The following is a 23,982-nucleotide window of genomic DNA, read 5'->3' on the forward strand; positions in this document are numbered from 1 at the left end:
AAATTAAATCACTGGAACATAAAAAACGAAAAAGAAAAAAATCACACAAGTTTTTGAAAGAGCCAAAACAACCGTCATAAATACTTTTAAATATAAATATTACTAAAATTATAATATTAAAGAAATTTTTTATAAAATCTTTATTTTGGTGGATTTTGATATGAGCATAGAAGATGAAAAAATCGTAATGCCTGGAGATAAAATAGGAATAATAGAACAGTATCTGCCAGGGGAAGGTACTTATGATGACGATGGTGACATTAAATCATCAGTACTTGGTAATGTTAAAATTAATCAAAAAAAGAAGGTCATTTCTGTTGTGTCAGATGCAAAACCAGCTCTTTTAAAAGTGGGAGATATTGTTTATGGCCAAATAACCGATATCAAACCTCAAAGAGCAAACGTTAAAATCGACTGCATGAAAGATAATGGAAGACCGTTAGCTTTACCTTACATGGGAGCAATACACATTTCACAAGCAAAAAAGGATTATTTGGAAAAATTGTCTGATGCTTTTAGAATTGGAGACATTATCCAAGCGAAAGTAGTTAAAATAACTGGAGATAATGTTGATTTAGGAACTGTAGACGATGATTGTGGAGTCCTAAAAGCAATGTGTACCCGTTGTAGAGATTACATGCACACCACACAAAAAGACGGTGAGCTTCAGTGCAATACTTGTAACAAAAAAGAAAAGCGTAAAGTATCTAAAAACTATGTTAATGATTAATTAAGGTTGATAAAATGGAAAATTTTGAAATTATTGAAGATAAAACTTTAGAGTTAACTTTTATTGTAAAAGACGAAAGCCACGGAGTATGCAATGCATTAAGACACATTTTAATGCAAGACCCTGACGTTGAATATGCTGTTTACAATATTGATCACCCTCTCACTGGAAAACCTGAAATGACTATTAAAACCAAAAGAGGAAAAAGGCCAAGAAAAGTATTGAAAAAAGCAGCTGAAGAACTACAAAAAGAAAGTTCCGAATTCAAAAAACTTATTGATGAAGCTTTATAGCTTCAAATATTCATTTTTGTGATTTAATGACAAAATATAGAAATCCTTCATTAACCACAGATATCTTTATTTTTGACGATGATTTGAATTTCATTTTAATAAAAAGAAAAAATGATCCGTATAAAGACTGTTGGGCCTTGCCGGGAGGATTTGTAGAATACGGTGAAAGTGTAGAAACCGCAGCAATACGAGAAGCAAAAGAAGAAACTAGTATTGATATTGAACTGATTGATTTAGTTAATGTTTACTCAGAACCTAATAGAGACCCTCGAGGACACACTATAACTGTTGCATATACTGCAAAAGGTGATTTGACTACCAAAAAAGCGGACAGCGATGCAAAGGACATCAGCATTTTTAATGTCGATGCACTTGACGAAATCGAACTTGCTTTTGACCACAGGCAAATCATCAATGATTGTTTAAATATGGCTAAAAAATAGAATTTAAAGTATATATTTAAATAACTTAAAAAAAAAATTATTGATTAATAATAACTTAATGGAGAGAGTTAAATGGAATTTTGTCCTAAATGTGGAGCAATGATGCTTCCAAGCGATGGTGTTTTAAAATGCAACACCTGCGGATACTCAGATAAATTAGAAGATAATAATGAGTATGAAGTTTCTCGTGAAATTAAAGCTGAAGAAACTGTTAAAATGCTTGGAGAAGATGTAAACGTTGGTCCAGAAACCAATGAAACCTGTCCAGAATGCGGACACGATAAAGCTACTTATAAATTATTACAAACCCGTAGTGCTGATGAAGCTCCTACCCGTATTTTCACATGCACAAAATGTAAACATACTTGGAGAGCATATGATTAAGAGGTTTTCTTATGAAAGATTCTAAAGATAAAGAGCATAGGATTTCTAATCTTAAAGACATGATTACCAACATCAAAGAGGAAGAGGAAGACAGCACCTTTGATGACATTGAAGAAGATAGTGAGTTAATCAACTATCTTAATGAAGATCGTGTTGATTATGGAGACTTAGAAATCGATGATGAATTCATTTATCATCCAGGTGATGAAAACGCCAATGCTATTAATTTAGAAGAAAACCAAATTGATGAAGATTTTATTATAAAGACTCCAAAAGCAGAAGACATTGAAGAAACTGATAACATTCATGAAATTGATGATTTTGGCGATGATATTGTCGGTGAGATAAGCGAAAACTTTGACCATGTCATAAATGCAAAAATTGGCGGAAAACCGATTTTAGCTATTGTCAGCACAATTTTAGGAATAATATTGCTAATAATTTCAGTATTCATTTTTGAATCACGTAGTGATAGGGTAATCGATAATGTTGTAGCTGGGGAAACCAGCTTTATGTTCATTATTTTCCTCAGTGTAGGATTGTTGTTAATATTCTACGGCGCATACAAATTATTAAACTTAGGAAATCCTTTCAAAAATCTTACAGACAGTATAGATAATGAGGATGACGATAAAGATAATAAAGCTACCGAAACCGTTACAGAAAAACCATCCCCAAAAGTTATCCCAAAAAGCAAAATCCCATTGGATAAAGACTCCTTTAAAATTGGAGAATTTAACATGGATGATTTGAAAGCTTCTCTTAAAAAACCTACTGATTCTAAAAAGAAAGCAAAAAAAGAGTTAGATGATTTAGAAAATATTCCACCAGCAAAAGAAAAACCTGCTGAAAATAATGGTTTAACAACTAAAGAAATACAAAATATGGAATATGAACAAGTGAAACTTGAAACTGAATCTATCGATGATATCTTTGCTGAAGTTGAAGACATCGATGATTTAGAAATTATTTCTATTGACTCAGAAGAGAAAAAAGAATAGAAATAATATTATTTAATTTTTTGGGCCTGTGGTCTAGTCAGGAATGACGTAGGACTTCGGATCCTGAGGTCGGGGGTTCAAATCCCTCCAGGTCCGTTATTTTAATCTCACCACTGCTTCTTTGAAAAAGTCCGGAATTAAAGACCTGTACATTGGGCTTTTGAATAACATGTTGACATCACTATCAATGATATAAGTGTAACATGAGTCGTCTTCAGCCCTCATTCCACGACCATAAGCTTGCATTAATGTCATTACAGTCTTGTAGGCATACCATTTCTTATCCCTTTTCATTCTCATGTTAACCTGTTTATCTCCAAGGTATGGGAATGGGATCTTATAGATAATCTGGAATCTGCACTTATCATACGGCAAGTCCACACCTTCACTCATTGAAGGTGAAACCAACACCAAAGGATTCTCATCTTTTTCAAAGAAATTAAGTACCTGTTCACGGTTTTTAGAAGTGTGTGAAACCAGTCTTGAATTATACAAGTTATTGGTGATATATTGCTGGCACTTATAACTGTGAGTGTGAATTAAACCTTTGTCCCCTTCATGTTTTTTAAGGATTTCCTGCAATATCGGAATTGTTTTTGGAGCGGTGGTCTTAATTCTATTAGCTGACATTTTTCCGGCCAAATTAAGAATGATTGGCCTTTTTTCTTTTGTGAACGGACTGTCAACTTTTATGTGATAAACTTCATTAGGGTTTAGCCCTAACCATTTTGAAAACATCTTATGGGACAGGATTGTTGCACTCATGAATATGACAACATCACCATACTTGAACAGATAATCCTTAGCGTAATGGTGGACCCTTAACGGCTTGAATACAACACTGCTTTCATCGGTGTCGATAACCCAGTTCTTAGGTTCTTTTTCTAAGTTGTTTTTAAGACTTTTAAGCCTGCCAATTGTTGACCTTATCCTATCGGCCTTGTTTTTGCTTAAATCCCTCATGTCAATTTCTTCATAGGATTCGCGAATGGCATCAACTTCCATAACCCAGTCTTCCAGTTCCCCATCTTCCAATAACTCTTTAGTCATTGTTTTGCTAATGTCCTTTTCAATTGTACGATTGTAAATTGTGACTTCCATTGTAGACATCAGCTTGTTTTCAATGTTGTGTGCCTCATCCAGTATGAGTAGTGATCTTTTTCCGAAGTGCTTAACGTAGTTCAGCTCAACAATCGCATAGTCATAGTTCATCAATGTTATTGGGGAGTTGACCGCATTAGCCTTCTGATTCCAATAATGACAATGTGCATCTGACTGATAAAAGACAGTGCCCCCAAATGAATCCTCAAAAGCCAATTCCGCATCCAATGTCGGATTTTTAGCAACACCATATGGGCAGAAAAATTTGCTGGATGTGGGTGTTGTCTTACAGTCACCCATGTCACAGGTGGACTCCAAATTATCATGAAGACATGCGAAATTACCCCTTCCCTTAACGAGAGGGAATGCAAATTCATCAGAATATTGGCTCTGCAACTGCTTTGTCATTGTCAATATATAAGCTGATTCATACATTTTAGCCAATGTTGTAGCTATTGCAGACTTACCTGTCCCGGTTCCTGCCTCTAAAATAATATACTTATATCCTTTTTTAATTGCATCGTTAATATCCTGTATAATGTCAAGCTGACCCATTCTTGGCTCTTCAAATGGGAAGTTAACTATTATATCATCGTCTATATGAGGGTAAATTTCTTTAATATATGCTGCAGTTCCCTCATCTTGTTGATAATCCTCTACTGAATAAACATCAGGTATCTCATCATCCAAAATGGAAGATGTTCTAGGCTTTCCAAAACTAAACAGATTAGTTGGACCTTTAGGTTTCTCATTAGGATATTTTCCACAAGTACAATTGCTTTTAAGCATACCACAATTTGGACAAAACATAGAATTAGACATTAAAAATATATTAGTCATGTAGTACTATAAATAATTAGTAGACAGAGCATTTGCAAAATAATAATTAGAATATTAAATTAATGAAAGTTGTGATTATATGGCTGGAAAAGGAAAATTGATTGGAATTGGTGTAGGACCTGGAGATACTGAATTATTAACATTAAAAGCTGCAAAAGTTTTAAAAACTGTTCCTGTAGTTTTCTCACCAAAATCATCTAAAGAAAAAGAAAGCATCGCATTATCAATTGTTAGACCAGTGCTTGAAGAAAGAAAAGATTATAAGAGATTAATGCTAGTGGAACCTATCTTTCCAATGATTGAGGATAAAAAAGAGCTTGAAAAGATATGGAACAGCGCGGCAGAAATGATTGCCCAATACCTGGATAGCGGAAGGGATGTTGCATTCATCACTCTCGGAGACACATCAATATTCAGTACATACTCATATGTTCAAAAAAGATTGATGGGCAGATATGAAATTGAAACAATCCCTGGAATTACCTCATTCACCGCTTGTGCAGCTGCTAGAAACAAAGCGCTTGTAGAGCAAAATGACATTTTAACCATTGTTCCTAAAATCGATGATAGGTTAGAACAAGTATTGGAATACAGCGATTCAGTTGTGCTCATGAAAGCATCTAGAAACACTTCTGAATTGGAAGAAACAATCGAGGCTAAAAACAGACCTAAGGAAATTTATTCTGTACAAAACTGTACTCGTGAAAACGAAAAAATAATTGAAGGATTTTCTAACGAAAAACCTTATTTAACCACAACCATCATCAAGTTTGAGGATGACTAGTAGTTTTTGATGTGTTGAGGCTCAATCTCAAACACACACTTTTCATCACCCATTGTGTAGCATTGGGTTTCTATTACGCTTACCGGCAAATTGAAGAATTCAGTGAATAGTCCTTCAAAAATTCCGGTGTCCAAAAAGCATGCAGGCTTACCGGTTCTTGGAAGCAATTTGCACTCAAAGCAGTCGTATGTTGTTATCTTGATAATTTGTCCCACTTTATAGGTCAATCTTCCAAGGCCTTTTGTTTGCCAGAATTCTGCGATGTTTTCCATGAAAACATCCAAATCTTCATCATACATTTTCTCAAAAATAGATTTGCCTATGCTGTTTCCGGTTGACTGAAGGATAGGATCTATGTTTACCCCTTCCTGGATAAGCATTGATTTTAATGTATGGAACAGCAATGTTGAAAATTCCGCATCGTCATCGATAAGGTTTTCAACAAGGTAATTGGATTGGGTTTGCTCGATTTCCTTCGGTTCGGTGATGTTTACAGAACCAATGTATTTAGAATTCAGGTAGAATATCTTTTTCCTGTTGTCCACAGGATGAACCCTATAAGAGATTATTCCACTTTCTCTTAAGCTTTTTAAATGAACAGAGACTGTTGATTTGGATTTACCAGTATTGCTTACAATCTCATCGAATTCCATGTCTCGATCACGTAGCATTTCAAGAATTGTTAGTTTTACTGGACTTTTTACAACATTTATTCCAATGTTATCGTTAAGATTAGAAAAAATCTGAATCGGTTTTTGTTCGCTCATTTATTATCCCCCAATATATAGTATATTTTAAATTTATTGATTAATAAAGTTATCTAAAAATTAAAAATTGTTCAATTTAATAAGAAAAATAGAATATTTTAAACAGTTGTGAAAGTTTATATGGCAAAAAATACGAACTGTTCGTTTAAAATGAAATAAAATAGTTCAATACAAATATGATTAATCACTTTAAAAACTTACTTAAAATTAGATTTTGAATAGATTTTTTGCATTATCGGTTGTTATCTCGATTACCCTATCCTCATCAATATCCAACTCATCTGCAAGTTTTTCGATTATGTATTTTAGGTTGAGTGATGTGTTTTTCTCTCGTCTCCTTTGTTCAGGTGACAAATATGGAGAGTCAGTTTCCAAAAGGATATTGTTGATTCCAATTCCACTAACCATCCTTCTCACTTTCTTATTGTTGGCATGGGTGACAGGTCCTCCAACGCCAATATAGAATCCGAATTTGGCAAATTCCCTTGCCATTTCGGCAGAACCCTGATAGCAATGCATTGATCCTTTCACATCATGTTCTTTCAACATGTCAAATGTGTCCTGCATTGACTTTCTAGAATGGACTATCACGGGAAGGGCGTGCTTTTCGGCAAGGCAAAGCATGCTTTCAAACAATTCCTTCTGACTATCCTTATTGTCCTTTGTATGGTAATAGTCAAGGCCGATTTCTCCCACTGCAACCACATTGTCCTCATTAAGCTGGCTGTCCAAAAGGGCGATGTCCTCCTCTGTCACATCATCGGCAAATTGATACAGGTATCCCAATGCGGCATGGACATTATCATATTTTGAAGACAGTTCCAACACTTCCATATTGCTTTGAGGATCGGTGCCGTTCAATATCATGTGAATATCCCTTTCTGCAGCTTTGTTAATGATATCCTCTGCGTTTTCCATTTCACTGTTATAAATATGGCAATGTGTATCGACTATCATGAAAAAATCCTCAAAAGGTTGTCTGCATAAGTTTTAATGTTATGGCAATCTAATTATTATATAGTTAACTAAATCAATATATTTTTTGGTGAAATGAATGGATGAAATGTTTTCAAGAACAGAGATGTTAATTGGAAATGAAGGAATGGAAAAGTTAAGGGACGCCAAGGTTGCAATTTTTGGCCTTGGCGGAGTTGGCTCCTATGTTTGTGAGGGACTTGCAAGAAGCGGAGTGGGCAATTTCGTTTTGGTCGACTACGACAAGATTGACAAAAGCAACATCAACAGGCAACTGATTGCAACAGTCGATACAATAGGCAGGCATAAGGTTGACGTGATGAGGGAAAGGATCCTTCAAATAAATCCTGATGCAAATGTTGAAACATACAAGGAATTCTACATGGCGGACTGTGAAATAGACATCATCACAGAGGACTTGTCATATGCAGTCGACTGCGTGGACACAATAATGGCAAAGATTGCAATCATATGCAAGTGCGATGAACTTGGCGTGCCGGTAATGTCATCTATGGGAACTGGAAACAAGCTTGACCCGACAATGTTTGAGGTGGCAGACATCTACGAAACCTCAGTGTGTCCCCTTGCAAAAATAATGAAAAAGGACCTCAGAAAGAGAAATATAGAAAAGCTTAAGGTTGTATATTCACAGGAGCATGCCATCAACACAAATGCACATCCGATAAATCAGGACAGGAAATTCAAGGTCAAGGGTAGCGTTTCATTTGTGCCTTCCGTTGCGGGACTGATAATAGCGGGGGAAGTCATAAAGGACATATCATCTTGAACTACCTCGACCTTGGATGAGGTCGAAGATTCTTACTTCACGGGCAGGTACTTTCCCACGAAAGTAGTTTTACCGTGCTATCCCCCCAGTCCCTGAGGTTCATCTTATTTTTTTCACTAAGAAGTCTGAATCCTTCTTGTTCTATGTTTTTGGCGGCGTTGATATCTCTGTCGTGTTGTGTTTTGCAGTGCGGACAGATCCATCTTTTTTCATCACCTAAATCTTTGTTGTAGTATCCGCATACATTACAATTTTTGCTGGATGGGTACCATCGGCTTATTTGAACGAATATTTTATCGTACCATTCGCATTTGTATTTTATCATTTCCACTAACTTGTACCAGCTGATATTCTGTAGTTTTGCACTTAAATCTGTTTCTTCGAATATTTTTCGTATGTCTAGTGTTTCCATACAGATTAGGTCGTATGTTTTGACTAGGTAGTTGCTTAATTTGTGGTATGCGTCTTTGATGCGGTTGTTTTTTCTTTTTATCCATTTGCCTAGTTTTTTTAGTGTTTTGTTGTAGCGGTTACTATTGTATTTTTTTCGTGATAAACTTTTTTGGTATTTTTTAATCATTTTTTCCTCATGTGTCGTGTCTAAATTGGTTATCTTTAGTCCGTTGCTGAGGATTGCTAATGTTCTCATACCAAGATCAATTCCCACGCTCTTATAAGTATAATCCATTGTCTCTACTTCGGTTTCGATGTTGAAAACTGCATAAAAGTGACCGTGCTCCTTTTTAATGGTTACATTGTTTATTTTAGATTCTTTTAGTAATCTTTTATATTGTGGGCTAGTTCTGTAATGTACTTTTCCCAGTTTTGGTAAAACAATTATATTGTCCTGTATTTTGATATTATTGTTGTTTTGTATTCTGAAACTCTGTTTTGGATTCTTTTTGGATTTGAATCTAGGATAAGCTGATGTATTGTTGAAGAATCTATTAAATGCAGTTATTAGATCACGATAAACCTGTTGTAGGCTGCTTGACTCACTTTCATACAAGAAGGGATATTGTGTTTTCAACATGTTCAACATTGTATTGAATGTTTTTATGTTGCATTGTAACTTTGTGTATCCTTGTTGTTTAAACAATTCAAATGTTTCCTGATATTCTTGCAATAATTTATTCCAAGTTAATCTGGCGTTATTAATATTCTGATTAATTTTATCCTCCATACTTTCATCAGGATACAATTTAACCACAATACCTTTATTAACAAGATTATACTCAGAAAACATATGAATCACATCCAAAACAGGAGTTTTTTTTAAAATTTTTTCCAAATTAAGAAAACACACAATAATAATTATTAAATAACCATAATATAAACAAATAATGAGAGAGCATTTGGAAACTAATACTAATTCATCCCATGTTTTTGTGCAATTCATCCACAACCTAAAAGAGGTCATGGTATTCTTGCACTATTAAGATAAAATTTAATCATGATAAATGCGTAATATAATTATAAAGGAGATTGAAAACATGGCAGATGAGAAAAACACAAATCGTATGAGCAAGAACGAGTATTATCTTGGAATTGCCTTTGCAGTATCAAAAAGAAGCACTTGCCTTAAAAGACGTTATGGGGCAGTAATCGTCAACAACGACGAGATAATCAGTACAGGATATAACGGAAATCCGAGAGGCGAGGAAAACTGTTGCGACAGGGGCGACTGCAAAAGGATGAACCTCCCATCAAATTCAGGAGATTACAATGACTGCTTTTCAGTCCATGCTGAACAGAACGCAATGCTCAGTGCAAGCAGAAATGAGATGCTTGGCTCAACCATCTTTTTGGCCGGAGAGAAGTATGATGATGACGGATGGGTTGAAATAGATGATGCAGAGCCTTGTCCGATATGCTTTAGAATGATAAAGAACTCAGGAATTGACAGGATTGTCAGCAAGAAGGGAATTACAAATCTACGAGATTAGATTATAATGAATGAAGAAATAATCTTTAAGCCAATAGGATACATCAAATCCCCATATGAAAATGTAAACAACATGCCAAAGTCCACCAGGGCATCTGGGGATGTGGAAGCTGAGATGGTCATCAACGAGGAATACCTTGAAAGCATGTCCAGCATGAAAGTCGGCGAAGAGTATATGGTCCTGTTCTATTTTCACAAATCAAAGGGATTCAAGCAAAGGGTCCCTTTTATGGGAAACGGGCCAATAAAAGGATTGTTTTCAACCCATGCCCCAAACAGGCCGAACCCGATTGGGGTTTCAACAATAAAAATAACTGAAATTGCGGGCAACGTCATCAAGTTCAAGGGTGTTGACATGCTGAACGGAACTCCAGTGCTTGACATTAAAGACATTTTATAAGGGCAGTGAAATGTTAAACAATACAGATAAAGTTGCAATAAAAGAATTAAGCAATATAAATAAAAATAGAGAATGCTGGAAAGAAAACATTGATTATGTCGCAGAAAAACTGAATAACAATGATTCCGTTGAGGTCAAGGCAAAAGCGTTATGGATTCTTGGGGAGATGGGACTGAAGCATCCTAAAGAGATAGAGAAGCATGTTGGGGACATCGCAGGTTACATGGATGATGACAATGCAAAATTGCGAGAAAGGTCAACCAATGCGATTGGAAGAATAGGAAGGGCAGATAATCATCTAGTAACACCACATTTGGATAAACTAATGAAAATGAGATTTGACGAATCCGAAAACGTCAGGCATGCATTTGTTTGGGCTTGCGAAAATATAGCTTCAACCGCTCCGGAACTTTTTTGCGAAAAGCTTGAAATCTTTTTTGAGATGATTTCAGACCCTGGACAAAAGGTAAGGATAGAGGCACCTGAAATGTTCAGGGTCATTGGAAAAAGAAAGCCTGAGCATGTGAAACCCTATCTGGAAAAACTGGAATGGATTGGCGAAAATGATGATAACCCAACAGTTCGCATTCACAGTGAAGGTGCAGTCAGGATTACAAAAAATGCATTGAAAAAAATGAAATGTTAAATAAACAGCTTAAAAAAACAAAAGATTCATCCATCAATAATTAAAACACACCACCATAATAAACTGTTCGTATAAAATGAAATTAATGTTGAACGGAACCTCCATTCTTGACATTAAAGACATTCTCTAACATTTTTAATATATAATTATAACATTCATTTTCAGAAGTTATACTTATTTAAAAGTAATATTTTTTTGCCAGCCTAATTGAATATTCATCATTTTTAACTATATTTTAAATATATTGTTCAATATATAATAACTAGGAGGCAACTAAATAATGAATTTCAAGAAATTTCTAATTTTTTTGTGTTTAATAATGGTTATGTTTACGGTTGCTAGCGTAAGCGCAAGCGACGTGAATGAAACCGTCATTACAAGCAATGACGTGCAAGATGACGAAATTGCCGTTTCAAATGAAGAAGATGTAATGACAGCAACAACACAAACTATGACAGACTTAAAAAACACAATCGACAATAGTCAAAATACGACAATTGTCCTAAAGAATGATTATTCCTATTACCAAGGAGATTCCTTGACCGATGGAATTATGATTGACAAGTCAGTGACAATAGACGGACAGAACCACAAAATAGATGGTCAAAATAATATGAGACTTTTCCGGATTACCAATGGTGCAAGTGTCACATTCAAAAATATAATATTTTTAAATGGATTTGCAGACAGAGAAGGTAGCGGCGGTGCTGTCTGGAATAACGGAGCAAAAAGCGTAACCGCAATAAACTGTACATTTGAAAACAACAGAGCATACCATGGTGGGGCACTTGACCATGTCGATGCTAAAAACTGCACATTCATAAACAACAATGCAAAAAGTAATTTAAATTCAGAGGGCGGTGCAATGTATGACGGCATTGCTGTGAATTGTACTTTCATTAAAAATTATTCAGATCATTCCGGAGGAGCAACATCCCAAACTGAAACTATAAATTGTACATTTATCAATAATACTGCAAGAGTCGGAGGAGGTGCAATGTATGGACGCGTATCAAGCTATTCCACCTTTATAAACAATAGGGCTTTCTCAGGTGGAGCAATGAAAGTTACTATAGCCACAAGATGTACTTTTATTAACAATATTCAAGAAGGATATACTGATACGGAAGCAAATATCTTTGGTACTGTCATTAATTGTACTTTTATAAATGATAAAGTATTTGCAACAACAGTTGGATTCTGCTTAGAACGTAATCAAATAGAACCTATTGATATGATAAAGTTCATTGGATTACCTCCTCAGTGTAATCTTAAAATTACTGCCACTAAAGACGGTAAAACACAAACATTTTATTATGACAGCGAAGGATGGAAAATACATGACCTAGAACCAGGAATTTATAAGGTAACAATAGATATTTTAAATTATAGGGTAACAGGCCATTATGAAACTGAAATAAATGTAACAAGCGGATCCATGTCAATGGCCCATTTAAACAATCTAATAAAAAACACTCAAAACAAGACAATCACATTAGATTACGATTATTATTGCACTGACATGGACGATAATTTGGCAAATGGAATTATAATCGATAAATCAGTTACAATAGATGGACAAGGCCATAAATTAGATGGAAACTACAAAATGAGAATTTTCCAGGTTACCAAAGGTGCCAATGTCACATTTAAAAATATAACCTTTTTAAATGCCGCAACCACCGGAACCGGCGGAGCCATCTGGAACAATGAAGCAAATGTCACCGTGATAAACTGTACATTTGAAAACAACGCTGCCGGATATGGTGGAGCACTCTTTAAAGTGAATGCTGAAAACTGTACATTCAAAAACAACAATGCATATAATGCCAATTATGGTGGTGGAGCAATGTATGAAGGCAGCGCCACATATTGTACATTCATCGGCAACGTAGCGTTCGGACATGGAGGTGCAATGAATAATGCTATAGTTGCAAATTCCACTTTCATAAATAACATCGCAAATAATGACGGTGGAGCAGTATTCAATAGTGAAGTTGCAAACTGTAATTTTATAAATAACAATGCAAAAAATGGTGGAGCAATGTCCTGGGGAAGCGCTAAAAACTGTACATTTACCAATAACAATGCAAATAATGACGGTGGAGCAATGTCCTGGGGAATCGCTGAAAACTGTACATTTACCAATAACAATGCAAATAATGACGGTGGAGCAGTATACGAAGGGGATGTTTCAAACAGTACTTTTAACAATAATATCGCATCCAATGCAGGTGGAGCAATGTCCAATGGACGCACTGAAAACTGTACATTTACCAATAACACCGCAAAAAGTGGCGGAGCAATATCAGAAGGAAGTGCTACAAATTGTACATTTATAGATAACAAGGCAAATGATGGTGGAGCAATAAATGAGGCAGGTGCCCTAAATTGTACATTCATCAACAACACTGCATACGGTTCATATATTGAATTCTACACCCTAACTAAAAAAATAACACTTGGACAGATAGTGCCATTCTATTGCCTGCCTGAATGCAACCTTACAATCACAGCTACCAACAAAGATGGAGCATCAAAAACATTTACATGCACAGACAAAGGATGGGAAGTAAAAGATCTCGAACCAGGAATTTATAACGTAACATTCACAGTTTACAGTGACTTTAATGGAGGGGAATTCCAAACCCAAATAACCATAGTCCACAATACCATGAAAGACTTAGATGACTTGATTCAAAGCACCCTAAACGATACAATCATTTTAAATTATGATTATTTCTGGGGCGATCAGGATCAAAACTTGACAAACGGAATCATAATCAATGAATCAATCACAATCGACGGACAAGGCCACAAAATAGATGTAAGTAAAAAAATGAGAATGTTCCAAATTACCAACAACGCCACTGTCACATTTAAAAACATAACCTTTTTAAATGGATGGACAGGTGCTAATGGATACGGTGGAGCTGTCTGGAACAACGGAGCAAAAAGCGTAACTGCAATAAACTGTACATTTGAAAACAATACCGCACATAATGGTGGAGCACTTACCGGTGTCAATGCAATAAACTGTACCTTCAAAAACAATTACATAACTCAAAATGGAGGTAAAGGAGGTGCAATGTATGAAGGCACCGCTACAAATTGTATATTTACCGGAAATGGTGCAATCAATAAAAATAATAAAGATATTGACGGTGGCGCAATGTACAATACAACAGCAATAAACTGTACATTCACAAACAACAATGCAATCCGTGCCGGCGGAGCAATGGACCACGGTACTGCCACAAACTGTACTTTTATTGACAACACAGCACAATTTGGCCAATCCATGGCTAGCGGTACCGCCAATAATTGTACATTTATAAATAACGATGTACGGAATTCCAAAATTCAATTTTACATCACAAATAACGAATTAAAACCTGGAGATACAGTATCATTCACCGGCTTGCCAGAAAGCAGCCTTACAGTCAACGTCACAAATAAGGACGGCGAATCAAAAACATTTGACTGCACAAATGAAGGATGGACTGTCGAAAACCTAGAACCTGGCACATCCACCATCAAATTCATTATAAAAAATGACAAAGGCAATACCGGAGAGTCTGTAACTCAAATTACCGTACCAGATGCTCTTGGATTAAATGTAAATGTTGAAGATGTCTTTGAAGGAGAAAATGCAATTGTAAACATTACCGCAAACCCTAATTTCACAGGTGACGTCTCACTATCACTAAACGGAATCAACTTCAACGTGAAAGTAAACAAAGGAAAAGGCACCTATCAATTTGCCGATTTAGAAGTAGGCAATTACACTGTAACTGTCAGCTTTAAAGGAAACGACGAATTCAATGCATCCACAAAAGAAACAACATTCAAAGTCAAACCTAAATACGACCTCAATTTAACCGTAAACGTGGACGACATCAACGAAGGCAACATGGCAACCATAACAGTAACCACAAACAACACCTTCAATGGAGATGTCAAAGTATCCATAAACGGAAAACAAGACAAATTAGAAATAATTGAAGGCAAAGGCGAATACGTTGCAATGGAATTAAATGCAGGCAGCTATACCGCAACAGTCAGCTTTGATGGAAACAAAAAATTCAATGCAACTTCAAAAACAGCAAAATTCGAAGTAAAACCTACACCACAAAAAACCGACCTCAACCTAAAAGTCACAGTCGGAGACATATATGTAGGCGAAACCGCATTCATAAGAATATCCACAAACAACACATTCAACGGCAAACTCATAATAGTGATAAACGGAATTGCCAATGAAAACACAACCATAATCGACGGTATAGGAATATACAACCTTGATAACCTAACTGCAGGCAATTACACTGCATACCTAGGATTCAACGGTGACGACACATTCGATTCAACTGCAAAAGCAGCACAATTCGAAGTCAAAAGCATAGACCAAGCAATCGAAATCAACGCTCCAGAATACGATGATACACCAGAAATCTCAATCGAATTGCCAACCGACGCAACTGGAAATCTCACCGTAAATGTTGATGGAACAAACTACACCAAAGCATTAGTTAACGGATCTGCAAGCATCACAGTACCTACCCTTTCTGAAGGAGAACACAATCTAACAGTTACTTACTCAGGAGACGACAAATACTCCCCAGTGACAAAAACAACCACAATAAACATCAAAAAGGCCCCAGTTATTAAGTTAACTAAAAACACTGACATCAAAATGCTCTACACCGCAAAAACACCATACAAAGTACTTGTTACCAAAGACGGCAAGGCAGTAGGCGCAGGAGAGTCAGTGAAAATCAGCTTCAACGGTGTGACCTACACTGTAAAAACCGATAAAAACGGTTACGCAACCTTCAAAATACCAGACGTAAAACCACAAAAAGCAACATACACCATTACAGCAACATACAAAGGAATAACCGTCAAAAACACAGTGAAAGTCAACAGCATAATCAAAGCCAAAAACAAAAAGGTCAAAAAATCCAAAAAAGTTACCAAAGTAAAAATCACCTTGAAAAAAGTCAACGGCAAATACCTCAAATCAAAAACACTCAAAATCAAATTCAAGGGCAAAACCTACAAAGCAAAAACCAACAAAAAAGGAACAGCAAAATGGAAAGTCAAAAAATCCATGCTCAAAAAACTCAAAGTAGGCAAAAAATACAAATACAAAGTAACTTACGGAAAAGACAAAGTGACCAAAAAACTTAAAATTAAAAAATAGAGACATTTAATCTCTATTTTACTTTTTTTATTTTTGACAGCTTTTGATCAAACCAGCTTGAACGGTTAGGATTTTCAAAACAGACGAAATTAATTATATGAAAATACAATCATGCTTGAAAACTTATCTATAAGGAACTAGAAAGTATACTTATGGACAAGCGGGTTAAATATTTAATTCTTGCAATAGTATTTATTGCAAATTTAATCTATCAGATAAATTATAATTTTAGCTTATGGAATATTTTTAAATCCTCCCTGCTCGTCATCATCTTATTTTACCAATTTGCAAACGTCGGCCAGAATAAAGTTTCCAAATTCCTAGTTTATGTCATGATAGTGGTTTGTATCATTGAGGCGTATAACGGATTAAAAAGCAATGACTGGTTTAAAACATATGCATCTTTAGGTTTCATGTCACTAATGCTCTGGGTATGCCTTGAGCCCACATTAATCATTCTGACCAGATTTTTCTTAGAACACGGCCATTATTCAATAGCATTGAAATTTGCAAATTCCTGTATCTTCATGTTTAAAAAGAAATCTTATATATTGGCTCTTAAGGGAAACATTTTAAACCTGTTAAACCGCTTCGATGAGGCTTTGGTCTGCCTTGAGGAATCTCATGAACTGGGATATGATGATCCTTTCGTTTATTATAACTTGGGTTACTGCTTGATGAGATTAAAGGACTGGGAAAAGGCATGCCATTACCTGAAATTGGCATCAGACATCAAACCAGATGAATTCGCATATGCATATACCCTTTCTGAAATATTGATAGGCTTGGGAGAGTATGATGAAGCCCTATACTATACGAGTAGGGCATTGAAATCCAATGAAAAGAATGAGCTTTTAAACGAACAGCTTGAAAAAATCAAATACCTGTCTGATTAAACATCAAAAAATCATCCATCAATAATTAAAACACTTGACCATGATCAACTGCATATGAAACTTATGATATTGTTCGCAACCTTCGATTTCAAGCAATAAAAACTCAATGAACTACCTCAACTTATAGAAGTTGAGGATTGTTAATAATTTCAACAATGTGCTTGAATGCCTCTTTTGATCGGGACCCAGTGGATAAAGAGGATATACATGAGACATTTCCTCACCTACATTCAGCTCGACATCAACGCCCCTCAAATAGACCCATTAAACTCTGTAAAAACCTTAATTTTGTTTGAATTGAATCTTTTTTTAAAATATACATTGCCAAATATGAACTTAAGCAAAATAAACTATTTAAAACCATATTTACTCTTAAAAAGTTAAAAAAACAAGAATAGACGTGGTGGGACTCGAACCCACGAAGCAACTGATGCATAAGACCCTGAATCTTACTCCTTTGACCACTCGGATACACGTCTAAAAAAGATATCAAAAAAAGTAATCCATATTGGATTTTAACTATATTAATATAATACTTTTTTAGTATAAATATGTAATCTTATTCGACCCATTGATTGATAGGTAAACCATCCTATAATAATCCAAAAATATACTGAACTTTGTAGTACATTCAATTAACTATATTTTATAATATATACTAATTGGGTTAAAATTTAAAAATAAGAATTATGATTTTCCAGTAAATTATGCATTGAAAGACATAAATACTTTTCAAACATAATATAAATTAGCAGGGTGTTTTAATGAAAAATATTATTATTGTTCAGTGCATGTCAACAGGTAAAAATTATATTCAAGATATTATTGATAGAAATTTAAATCCGATTGTTTTAGAAATGAAGCTATTTGATGAATCTGAAGATGCAATAATCACTAAAGAAGAAGTAAATGCAGAATATGAGTTAATTGATAATGATTTTGATGTGATATATGAAAAAGACACATACGAAGAAACACTCGAAATGGTTAAAAAATATGACCCTCTGCTTGTTATTCCAGGAGCTGAGGGCGGTGTTGTGCTGGCCACAAAATTAGCGAATGACTTGAATCTTTTATGCAATCCTATCGAAAATTTGAGTGCTTTTACTTTAAAAAATGAAATGCACAACAGACTGGCTGAAAACAATCTGCGTTCAATCAAGGGACAGGTTGTCAGGTCTTTAGATGAAGCTATCGAATATTATGATAAAGAAAACCTAAAGGAAGTTGTAGTAAAACCTATATACAGTGCAGCATCCGTAGGCGTTAGACTGTGCTCAGACAGACAGGAAATGATTGACGCAGTAAAAGAAGTATTCAATTTAACAGGCATTTATAACCATGAAATGACAGAGCTCATTATTCAGGAACGTATAGACGGACAGGAATATGTTGTTGATACTGTTTCATGCAATGGAGTTCATCGGGTAACCCTCGTTTGGAAATACAATAAAATCAAAACATCCGAAGGAGGAAACATATACGATTATGATGAGACCGTTAATGAATTGGGAATCGGAGAAGCGGAACTTGTCGAATATGCTTTTGATGTTGCCGATGCGTTAGGAATAAAATACGGTCCGGTTCATGGCGAATACATGATTGATGAAAAAGGACCTATTTTGATTGAAGTGAATTGCAGACCCCATGGTCACGGATTGGATGCGGAATTCCTGGACATGATTTCCGGCCAGCACGAAACAGACAGTTCACTTGATTGCTATTTAAACCCTGAAAAATTTAATCTGGAACGTTTGAAAGGTTACAATTTATATGCACATGGGGTTGTAAAGAATTTCATCGTTCCGAAGGATTTGATTGTGAAATCTTCTCCAATGAATTTCCTGGCAGATAACTTAAAAAGCTTTTTTAAAACAAACATTTCAATTAAAACACCAAAAATATTCCATAAAACCCAGGATTTGGAAACTGTAGGAGGGACAATTTTTCTGGTTCACAAGGACCTTCAACAGATTCAAAAGGATGTTGACTTTATAAGGGATATTGAAAAGAGGGCTTTCCAACTAGTGTTAAGTGAAGAAATGCATAAAAATGTAACCGTTGACGAAAATGAAATCAAAAAAACAATTCCTTCTTTAATAAATGATATTAAACCATATGGAACATGCCTTTTAGTTACTGAAAATATTTATGATAATTTAAGCGCATCTCAAGTTTTATTGAAAGATTTAGATGCCGTTAAAGGAAAATTTGACTGTGTAGTCATAAATCTGAACAGAAGCATTGCCGATGAAAAAGATTATGAAATTGTGCGACTGTTCTTAAATATTTTTGATAAGGTCAAATCTAGCGGAGGATTGGTTTTCATTCCAAAAACAACCTATGACTATATGCCTAATTCAAGATTGGGTGCAGAAGCGCTTGTCAAGGTATCAGACTTTAAAATAGAAATGCCAATACACAAATTAAACAGAATGCTTATTGCATCAAAGAGATAACATGGAATACAGAGAAATTTTGATTTATTGAACAGGAAATTCAGGGAATTGTTTTTCCCAACACTGATGGTTTCGATAGCCGGCAACTTTGCAGTGCTTGTGGATGCATTCTTCATTAGTATGTTCATGGGGTCAATGTACCTGTCTGTTGTTCAAAGTATTGAACCCCTTGTTAGCTTTATCAATGTTCTCTACTGGCTAATCGGTTTGGGCGGAAGCATCATATGTACGATGGCCAAAGCTGAATTCGATGAAAAGAAGGGCAATTCATACTTCACGATTTCGATTATCGGAGTCACCATTATCGGACTAATCATAACAATTACGGCCATAATATTTCAAGGACAGTTTGTTCAGTTATTATGTCATTCCGAACAGTTAAAACCACTCGTCACACAATATTTTTATTTTTATGCCCTTGGAATTGCATTTAACTGTTACATGACATCTTTGGCATATTTTATCAAAACTGACGGATTCATTAAAATGGAGTTCAGAGCATTTTTAATTTGCAATGGGGTTAATATCATTATGGATATCGTTTTAATGAAATTCTTGAACTTGGGCATTTCCGGTGCTGCAATGGCAACAACACTAGGAATTATCGTTGCGGCAATTTACATTACATCATATTTCTTCAAATCAGACAGGAGACTGAAATTCATTAAAATCAGATTATCCGAGACAATCGGCTATTTTGCAGATGTCTGCAAGGCAGGCTTTTCAGTTTCATCAATCCCGTTATACCGTACAATCAGACTGGTTCTTTTAAACGCTTTAATTGCTGGAATTTTAGGAGAACTGGGTTTGGCAGCATTTAATATGTGCTATAATACATTGTTTCTGCTGGAAATCTTTGCTTTGGGAACATCCCAATCAATTTTACCGATTGCAGCCGCCTATAATAAAGAGGAAGATTACGATGGCGTGGATTATGTGACAAAGAGATCCCTTAAAATCATTGCATTTGGAACAGTCTTCTCAGCATTATTCATTATATTCCCACAAATAATACTTTTGATATTCAATGTAAGCAATCCAGCACATATCCCTACAATAATTAACGTGATAAGAATATTTTCCGTCAGCTTCATTGCATTTTCTGTCAATAACCTGTACCTGTTTTATGCGGAATCCGTTCAGTATAATAAATTGGGCAATATGATTACCCTTCTTCAGGGACTGGTTTTCCCGGTGTTATTTGCATTCATTTTTACCTACATATGGGGAGCGGAAGGCTTTTGGATTTCACTTGTAATGGCTGAATTTGCAACTTTACTGTTTATTTTCATATACTCAAAAATCAAGATCCGCAAAAGCAATGAATATTCCGGATTTTTCCTAATTAAAAAGCATAAGGGTACATCAGTATTTCAATACACAATCGAGGGAAATGTTGAGGATGCAGTTAAATTATCCGAAAATATCCAGGAATCCTTTAACGATGAAAGACTATCTGTTCTTGTAAGCATGGCAATTGAAGACATGTTGTCCATATAATCGACATTAACGAGAAAATAGATTTAATAGATATGATTATAAGGGACAATGGAAATCACATTTTAATTTCAATTAAATATTCAGGAGTTTGCATAAATATAATGGAAGATGAGGATATTGCATCCAATATGGCCATTTTAAACAGAATCTCGCAAAAAATTGACTATTCCCAAATACTGGGCCTGAACAATATTGTAATTACAATCAAATAAGGGATTTAAAAAACGGATGACTATTCCCCTCACCAACAGAGGTCACGACATGCGATTGTATGATATAGTTCTCATGCTTATCGTATCCTCACTAAAACTCTGATAACAAATTGATTTTATGGTTATAATTAAATTTTTTTGGAATTATTGTATGATATTATTTAATATTGCATTGAATCGTTAAATTGTTCTAACTTCGTAAAATTGCTTTTGTTTCAAACATTATATTTACTTTCTAATTTAATATAATAATAAGTAATTTATCATTAATTAAGTTAAAGGAGGTAATATTATGGATGAAAAATATTCTATTAAATTATTTGAAGAGTATAAAATAAGGACAAAATGGGATCCTGAAATTGAAGATTACTATTATTCAGTGATAGATGTTATTGCAGTACTTACAGAAAGTAAAAATCCTAATAGATATTGGAGTGACTTAAAAAGGAAACTATCAGATGAATCTGGTCAACCTTACGAAAATATCGTAAGGTTGAAACTTAAAGCTACTGACGGTAAAATGCGTAAAACTGATGCTGCTAATACTAAACAATCATTAAGAATCATACAATCAGTTCCTTCCCCAAAAGCCGAACCCTTTAAACAATGGCTAGCTCAAATGGGTAAAGAAAGGCTTGAAGAAATAGCAGACCCTGAAATTGCCATGCAAAGGGCAATCAAGACTTACCGCGAAAAAGGTTACTCCGAGGAATGGATAATCCAAAGGGTGAGAACCATTGAAACCAGAAAAGAACTGACAGCCGAATGGGACAGGGTTGGAGTCAACGAAGGAATTGAATATTCAATTCTAACTGATGATATATCCAAAGCATGGTCAGGAATGTCAACAAAAGAATACAAACAATACAAAGGACTTAAAAAAGAAGGCCTACGAGACAACATGACCAACATGGAATTAATATTAAACATGCTGGCAGAAGCATCAACAACTGAAATCAGCAAAGTTGAAAATCCAGATGGGTTGATGAAAGCCGTAACGTTGTAAAACGTGGCGGAAACATTGCAGGAAATGCAAGAAAAGAACTTGAAGCAGCGACTGGCAAATCAGTAATCAGTGCAAAGAATTCTAAAAATCCTGAATTATTGGATGAATAATTAATTCATCTACTTTTTTGTTTTTTTTGGTAAATGCAAGTAAAATTTACATACATTATAACTATTTTTGAAAAAGAACTACTAACCAAACTAAAATATAGAGATAAAAATACAAACTGTTCGTATAAAACGTATGATATAGTTCGCAACCTTATCGATTTGAACTACTAAAACTCTAATGTAAAGATTAAATATAAATAGGAAAAGTTACCATCTAGTTAATTAAACCTGTTTCCTGATTAATCCTCAGATTTTGCAAATATAATTTGAAAAGATTACTTTTTAATTTGTATTTACCTCTTGATGGTTTGATTATCATATTTTTGTTAACTAAATTTTTTAACAATGCAGAAGGTTCAGAGTTCAAATTGGCATTATCCTTGATATAGGAATAAGATAAAATTGTTTCGTCACTTTCAGCCATTAGGCATAGTATTTTTCGCTCTTCTGCAGTAGATTTGCTGAATAATGCTTTAAACTCACGTTGAGCTAAAATGTTTAAGGAATACCTAGAAGCTCTTTTAAATTCAATCATAGTTACTTCATCATCGTCATTACTTTCTTCAAAACAACTGTAAGCAAGAATTTGCATATAATATGGAATTCCATTAGATAATCCATATATTTCCTTTAAAACATCCTCTTCAAAGACTACACCTTGTTTTTCGGATGGAATGATTATAGCATCACATACTTCACTATAAGATAATGGTCCAATCAAATAAGGCTCGAATATCCTTACTGCTGAGTCAAGTTTGTCTTGTATTTTATTGAAAATATCTTCTGATCCAGTAGCTACGAACATTATGTTTTTTCCTTTTAGATTTAATTCAACAAGTGCATTTTGCAAGATGCTTAATATTTTCATTGTTTCATCATTGCCCATAATCCTTTGAAGATCATCAAACAATAGGATTAAGACAGGATTGTCAGAGCCCAACTCATCATAAATCACGTTTAAAATTTTTTCAAATGCTACAACAGGACTGGTTTTAGGAATTTCACGTGATACTGATACACCACCGATAAATGGGATATTAATGCCTAATGAGCTTATTTTCTCCCAAAAATGACCAATATTAATATCTAATGTGTCAGAGCATTTTTCTATTATTAATGAGTAAACATCTTCAAAATTTCCTTCCATTAAAGGAATTCTAACAGAATATACTTCATCGAGATGATTTATTTCATCTTGAAATTTTAATAATAAAGATGTTTTTCCAATTCCTTTTGGTCCATATAATATTAAATGGCCTGGAACTCCCATTTTAGTTGAGTTATATACTTTTTTAAGTTCATTTAATTCGTTTTCACGGCCAGTAAAATAGGATGGCAAAATTCCAGTTCGTTTTCTATAGTTAGTTACCAAACTTTTATTATAGATGGCTGACAAATAATAAATTATGTCAGGAAAATCTACAATTGATGTTTTAAATAAAGTTAAAAAAACAGCTCTGGATGAAGAAATTGCAAAGTATGTGGCTTACCATAGGT

The 23,982-nt window shown here is 34.7% G+C and carries 21 protein-coding genes and 2 tRNA genes; 16 read left to right on the forward strand and 7 right to left on the reverse strand.

What is annotated here, in order from left to right:
* The first annotated feature begins 160 nt into the window (after window positions 1-160).
* The 6 genes from ILA26_RS08680 (at window position 161) to ILA26_RS08705 (ending at window position 2,947) form a co-directional block, all read left to right on the forward strand.
* Entirely contained in the window at window positions 161-730 is a 570-nt protein-coding gene (locus ILA26_RS08680) for an exosome complex RNA-binding protein Csl4 (RefSeq protein WP_292896382.1), read from the forward strand.
* Window positions 731-744: 14 nt separating this feature from the next.
* Entirely contained in the window at window positions 745-1,023 is a 279-nt protein-coding gene (locus ILA26_RS08685; protein WP_292896384.1) for a DNA-directed RNA polymerase subunit L, read from the forward strand.
* Window positions 1,024-1,049: 26 nt separating this feature from the next.
* Window positions 1,050-1,466, forward strand: a complete 417-nt coding sequence (locus ILA26_RS08690; RefSeq protein WP_292896386.1) for an NUDIX hydrolase — start codon at window positions 1,050-1,052, stop codon at window positions 1,464-1,466.
* 72 nt (window positions 1,467-1,538) lie between these two features.
* On the forward strand, window positions 1,539-1,850 hold the full coding sequence (locus tag ILA26_RS08695) for a transcription factor S (protein WP_292896388.1): 312 nt from the start codon (window positions 1,539-1,541) through the stop codon (window positions 1,848-1,850).
* 11 nt (window positions 1,851-1,861) lie between these two features.
* On the forward strand, window positions 1,862-2,851 hold the full coding sequence (locus tag ILA26_RS08700) for a topoisomerase IV (RefSeq protein WP_292896390.1): 990 nt from the start codon (window positions 1,862-1,864) through the stop codon (window positions 2,849-2,851).
* Between the two features lie 22 nt (window positions 2,852-2,873).
* Window positions 2,874-2,947, forward strand: a tRNA-Arg gene (locus ILA26_RS08705).
* On the opposite strand, the gene ILA26_RS08710 is transcribed toward ILA26_RS08705, so the two are convergent.
* Window positions 2,948-4,774, reverse strand: a complete 1,827-nt coding sequence (locus tag ILA26_RS08710; RefSeq protein WP_292896392.1) for an ATP-dependent DNA helicase — start codon at window positions 4,772-4,774, stop codon at window positions 2,948-2,950. It abuts the tRNA gene before it with no gap.
* A gap of 97 nt (window positions 4,775-4,871) precedes the next feature.
* Between ILA26_RS08710 and cobI the strand changes: the two genes are divergently transcribed.
* A complete protein-coding gene (gene cobI / locus ILA26_RS08715) occupies window positions 4,872-5,576 on the forward strand; it encodes a precorrin-2 C(20)-methyltransferase (protein WP_292896394.1) in 705 nt (234 codons plus the stop codon).
* Here cobI and ILA26_RS08720 read toward each other — a convergent pair.
* Together ILA26_RS08720 and ILA26_RS08725 are read right to left on the reverse strand one after the other, a co-directional pair.
* Entirely contained in the window at window positions 5,573-6,343 is a 771-nt protein-coding gene (locus tag ILA26_RS08720) for a V4R domain-containing protein (protein ID WP_292896396.1), read from the reverse strand. The genes cobI and ILA26_RS08720 overlap by 4 nt on opposite strands.
* 207 nt (window positions 6,344-6,550) lie before the next feature.
* Window positions 6,551-7,300 carry a TatD family hydrolase gene (locus tag ILA26_RS08725; protein ID WP_292896398.1) on the reverse strand — a complete coding sequence of 250 codons (750 nt, stop codon included), beginning with the start codon at window positions 7,298-7,300 and terminating at the stop codon, window positions 6,551-6,553.
* Window positions 7,301-7,397: 97 nt separating this feature from the next.
* Here ILA26_RS08725 and ILA26_RS08730 point away from each other — a divergent pair, with 97 nt between their 5' ends.
* Window positions 7,398-8,105, forward strand: a complete 708-nt coding sequence (locus tag ILA26_RS08730) for a tRNA threonylcarbamoyladenosine dehydratase (protein WP_292896400.1) — start codon at window positions 7,398-7,400, stop codon at window positions 8,103-8,105.
* A 37-nt stretch (window positions 8,106-8,142) separates the two neighbouring features.
* On the opposite strand, the gene ILA26_RS08735 is transcribed toward ILA26_RS08730, so the two are convergent.
* Window positions 8,143-9,396 (reverse strand): RNA-guided endonuclease TnpB family protein, encoded by a 1,254-nt coding sequence (locus tag ILA26_RS08735; protein ID WP_292896402.1) that lies wholly within the window; start codon window positions 9,394-9,396, stop codon window positions 8,143-8,145.
* A gap of 202 nt (window positions 9,397-9,598) precedes the next feature.
* On the opposite strand from ILA26_RS08735, the gene ILA26_RS08740 reads away from it, so the two are divergent.
* From ILA26_RS08740 to ILA26_RS08760, 5 genes are all read left to right on the forward strand, one after another.
* A complete protein-coding gene (locus tag ILA26_RS08740; protein WP_292896404.1) occupies window positions 9,599-10,051 on the forward strand; it encodes a dCMP deaminase family protein in 453 nt (150 codons plus the stop codon).
* Between the two features lie 6 nt (window positions 10,052-10,057).
* A complete protein-coding gene (gene tsaA, locus ILA26_RS08745) occupies window positions 10,058-10,450 on the forward strand; it encodes a tRNA (N6-threonylcarbamoyladenosine(37)-N6)-methyltransferase TrmO (RefSeq protein WP_292896407.1) in 393 nt (130 codons plus the stop codon).
* Between the two features lie 10 nt (window positions 10,451-10,460).
* Complete coding sequence (locus tag ILA26_RS08750; RefSeq protein ID WP_292896409.1) at window positions 10,461-11,096, forward strand: HEAT repeat domain-containing protein; 636 nt, start codon at window positions 10,461-10,463, stop codon at window positions 11,094-11,096.
* A 325-nt stretch (window positions 11,097-11,421) separates the two neighbouring features.
* The gene (locus ILA26_RS08755) at window positions 11,422-16,302 is read left to right on the forward strand and encodes an Ig-like domain repeat protein (RefSeq protein WP_292896411.1); all 4,881 of its coding nucleotides are present in this window, start codon (window positions 11,422-11,424) and stop codon (window positions 16,300-16,302) included.
* 152 nt (window positions 16,303-16,454) lie between these two features.
* Window positions 16,455-17,198: a tetratricopeptide repeat protein gene (locus ILA26_RS08760; RefSeq protein WP_292896413.1), complete on the forward strand. Its 744-nt coding sequence runs from the start codon at window positions 16,455-16,457 to the stop codon at window positions 17,196-17,198.
* A 111-nt stretch (window positions 17,199-17,309) separates the two neighbouring features.
* Here the strand turns inward: ILA26_RS08760 and ILA26_RS08765 are convergent, their stop codons facing one another.
* Window positions 17,310-17,453 (reverse strand): hypothetical protein, encoded by a 144-nt coding sequence (locus tag ILA26_RS08765; protein ID WP_292896415.1) that lies wholly within the window; start codon window positions 17,451-17,453, stop codon window positions 17,310-17,312.
* 140 nt (window positions 17,454-17,593) lie between these two features.
* Window positions 17,594-17,677: transfer RNA gene (locus ILA26_RS08770), tRNA-Leu, on the reverse strand.
* Between the two features lie 285 nt (window positions 17,678-17,962).
* On the opposite strand from ILA26_RS08770, the gene ILA26_RS08775 reads away from it, so the two are divergent.
* From ILA26_RS08775 to ILA26_RS08785, 3 genes are all read left to right on the forward strand, one after another.
* Window positions 17,963-19,657, forward strand: a complete 1,695-nt coding sequence (locus ILA26_RS08775) for an ATP-grasp domain-containing protein (RefSeq protein ID WP_292896417.1) — start codon at window positions 17,963-17,965, stop codon at window positions 19,655-19,657.
* Window positions 19,658-19,684: 27 nt separating this feature from the next.
* Window positions 19,685-21,157: an MATE family efflux transporter gene (locus ILA26_RS08780; protein ID WP_292896419.1), complete on the forward strand. Its 1,473-nt coding sequence runs from the start codon at window positions 19,685-19,687 to the stop codon at window positions 21,155-21,157.
* Between the two features lie 504 nt (window positions 21,158-21,661).
* Window positions 21,662-22,375, forward strand: coding sequence for a BRO family protein (locus ILA26_RS08785; RefSeq protein ID WP_292896421.1), 714 nt, complete (start codon window positions 21,662-21,664; stop codon window positions 22,373-22,375).
* Window positions 22,376-22,699: 324 nt separating this feature from the next.
* Here the strand turns inward: ILA26_RS08785 and ILA26_RS08790 are convergent, their stop codons facing one another.
* A complete protein-coding gene (locus tag ILA26_RS08790; RefSeq protein ID WP_292896423.1) occupies window positions 22,700-23,857 on the reverse strand; it encodes an ATP-binding protein in 1,158 nt (385 codons plus the stop codon).
* Between the last annotated feature and the right edge of the window lie 125 nt (window positions 23,858-23,982).

The sequence above is a fragment of the Methanobrevibacter sp. genome (assembly GCF_017940815.1).
Lineage (GTDB): Archaea > Methanobacteriota > Methanobacteria > Methanobacteriales > Methanobacteriaceae > Methanocatella.

Coding starts and splice junctions, on each gene's coding strand:
- ILA26_RS08680 (WP_292896382.1), top strand. CDS start 161: ATGAGCATAGAAGATGAAAAAATCGTAATGCCTGGAGATAAAATAGGA.
- ILA26_RS08685 (WP_292896384.1), top strand. CDS start 745: ATGGAAAATTTTGAAATTATTGAAGATAAAACTTTAGAGTTAACTTTT.
- ILA26_RS08690 (WP_292896386.1), top strand. CDS start 1,050: ATGACAAAATATAGAAATCCTTCATTAACCACAGATATCTTTATTTTT.
- ILA26_RS08695 (WP_292896388.1), top strand. CDS start 1,539: ATGGAATTTTGTCCTAAATGTGGAGCAATGATGCTTCCAAGCGATGGT.
- ILA26_RS08700 (WP_292896390.1), top strand. CDS start 1,862: ATGAAAGATTCTAAAGATAAAGAGCATAGGATTTCTAATCTTAAAGAC.
- ILA26_RS08710 (WP_292896392.1), bottom strand. CDS start 4,774: ATGTCTAATTCTATGTTTTGTCCAAATTGTGGTATGCTTAAAAGCAAT.
- cobI (WP_292896394.1), top strand. CDS start 4,872: ATGGCTGGAAAAGGAAAATTGATTGGAATTGGTGTAGGACCTGGAGAT.
- ILA26_RS08720 (WP_292896396.1), bottom strand. CDS start 6,343: ATGAGCGAACAAAAACCGATTCAGATTTTTTCTAATCTTAACGATAAC.
- ILA26_RS08725 (WP_292896398.1), bottom strand. CDS start 7,300: ATGATAGTCGATACACATTGCCATATTTATAACAGTGAAATGGAAAAC.
- ILA26_RS08730 (WP_292896400.1), top strand. CDS start 7,398: ATGGATGAAATGTTTTCAAGAACAGAGATGTTAATTGGAAATGAAGGA.
- ILA26_RS08740 (WP_292896404.1), top strand. CDS start 9,599: ATGGCAGATGAGAAAAACACAAATCGTATGAGCAAGAACGAGTATTAT.
- tsaA (WP_292896407.1), top strand. CDS start 10,058: ATGAATGAAGAAATAATCTTTAAGCCAATAGGATACATCAAATCCCCA.
- ILA26_RS08750 (WP_292896409.1), top strand. CDS start 10,461: ATGTTAAACAATACAGATAAAGTTGCAATAAAAGAATTAAGCAATATA.
- ILA26_RS08755 (WP_292896411.1), top strand. CDS start 11,422: ATGTTTACGGTTGCTAGCGTAAGCGCAAGCGACGTGAATGAAACCGTC.
- ILA26_RS08760 (WP_292896413.1), top strand. CDS start 16,455: ATGGACAAGCGGGTTAAATATTTAATTCTTGCAATAGTATTTATTGCA.
- ILA26_RS08775 (WP_292896417.1), top strand. CDS start 17,963: ATGAAAAATATTATTATTGTTCAGTGCATGTCAACAGGTAAAAATTAT.
- ILA26_RS08785 (WP_292896421.1), top strand. CDS start 21,662: ATGGATGAAAAATATTCTATTAAATTATTTGAAGAGTATAAAATAAGG.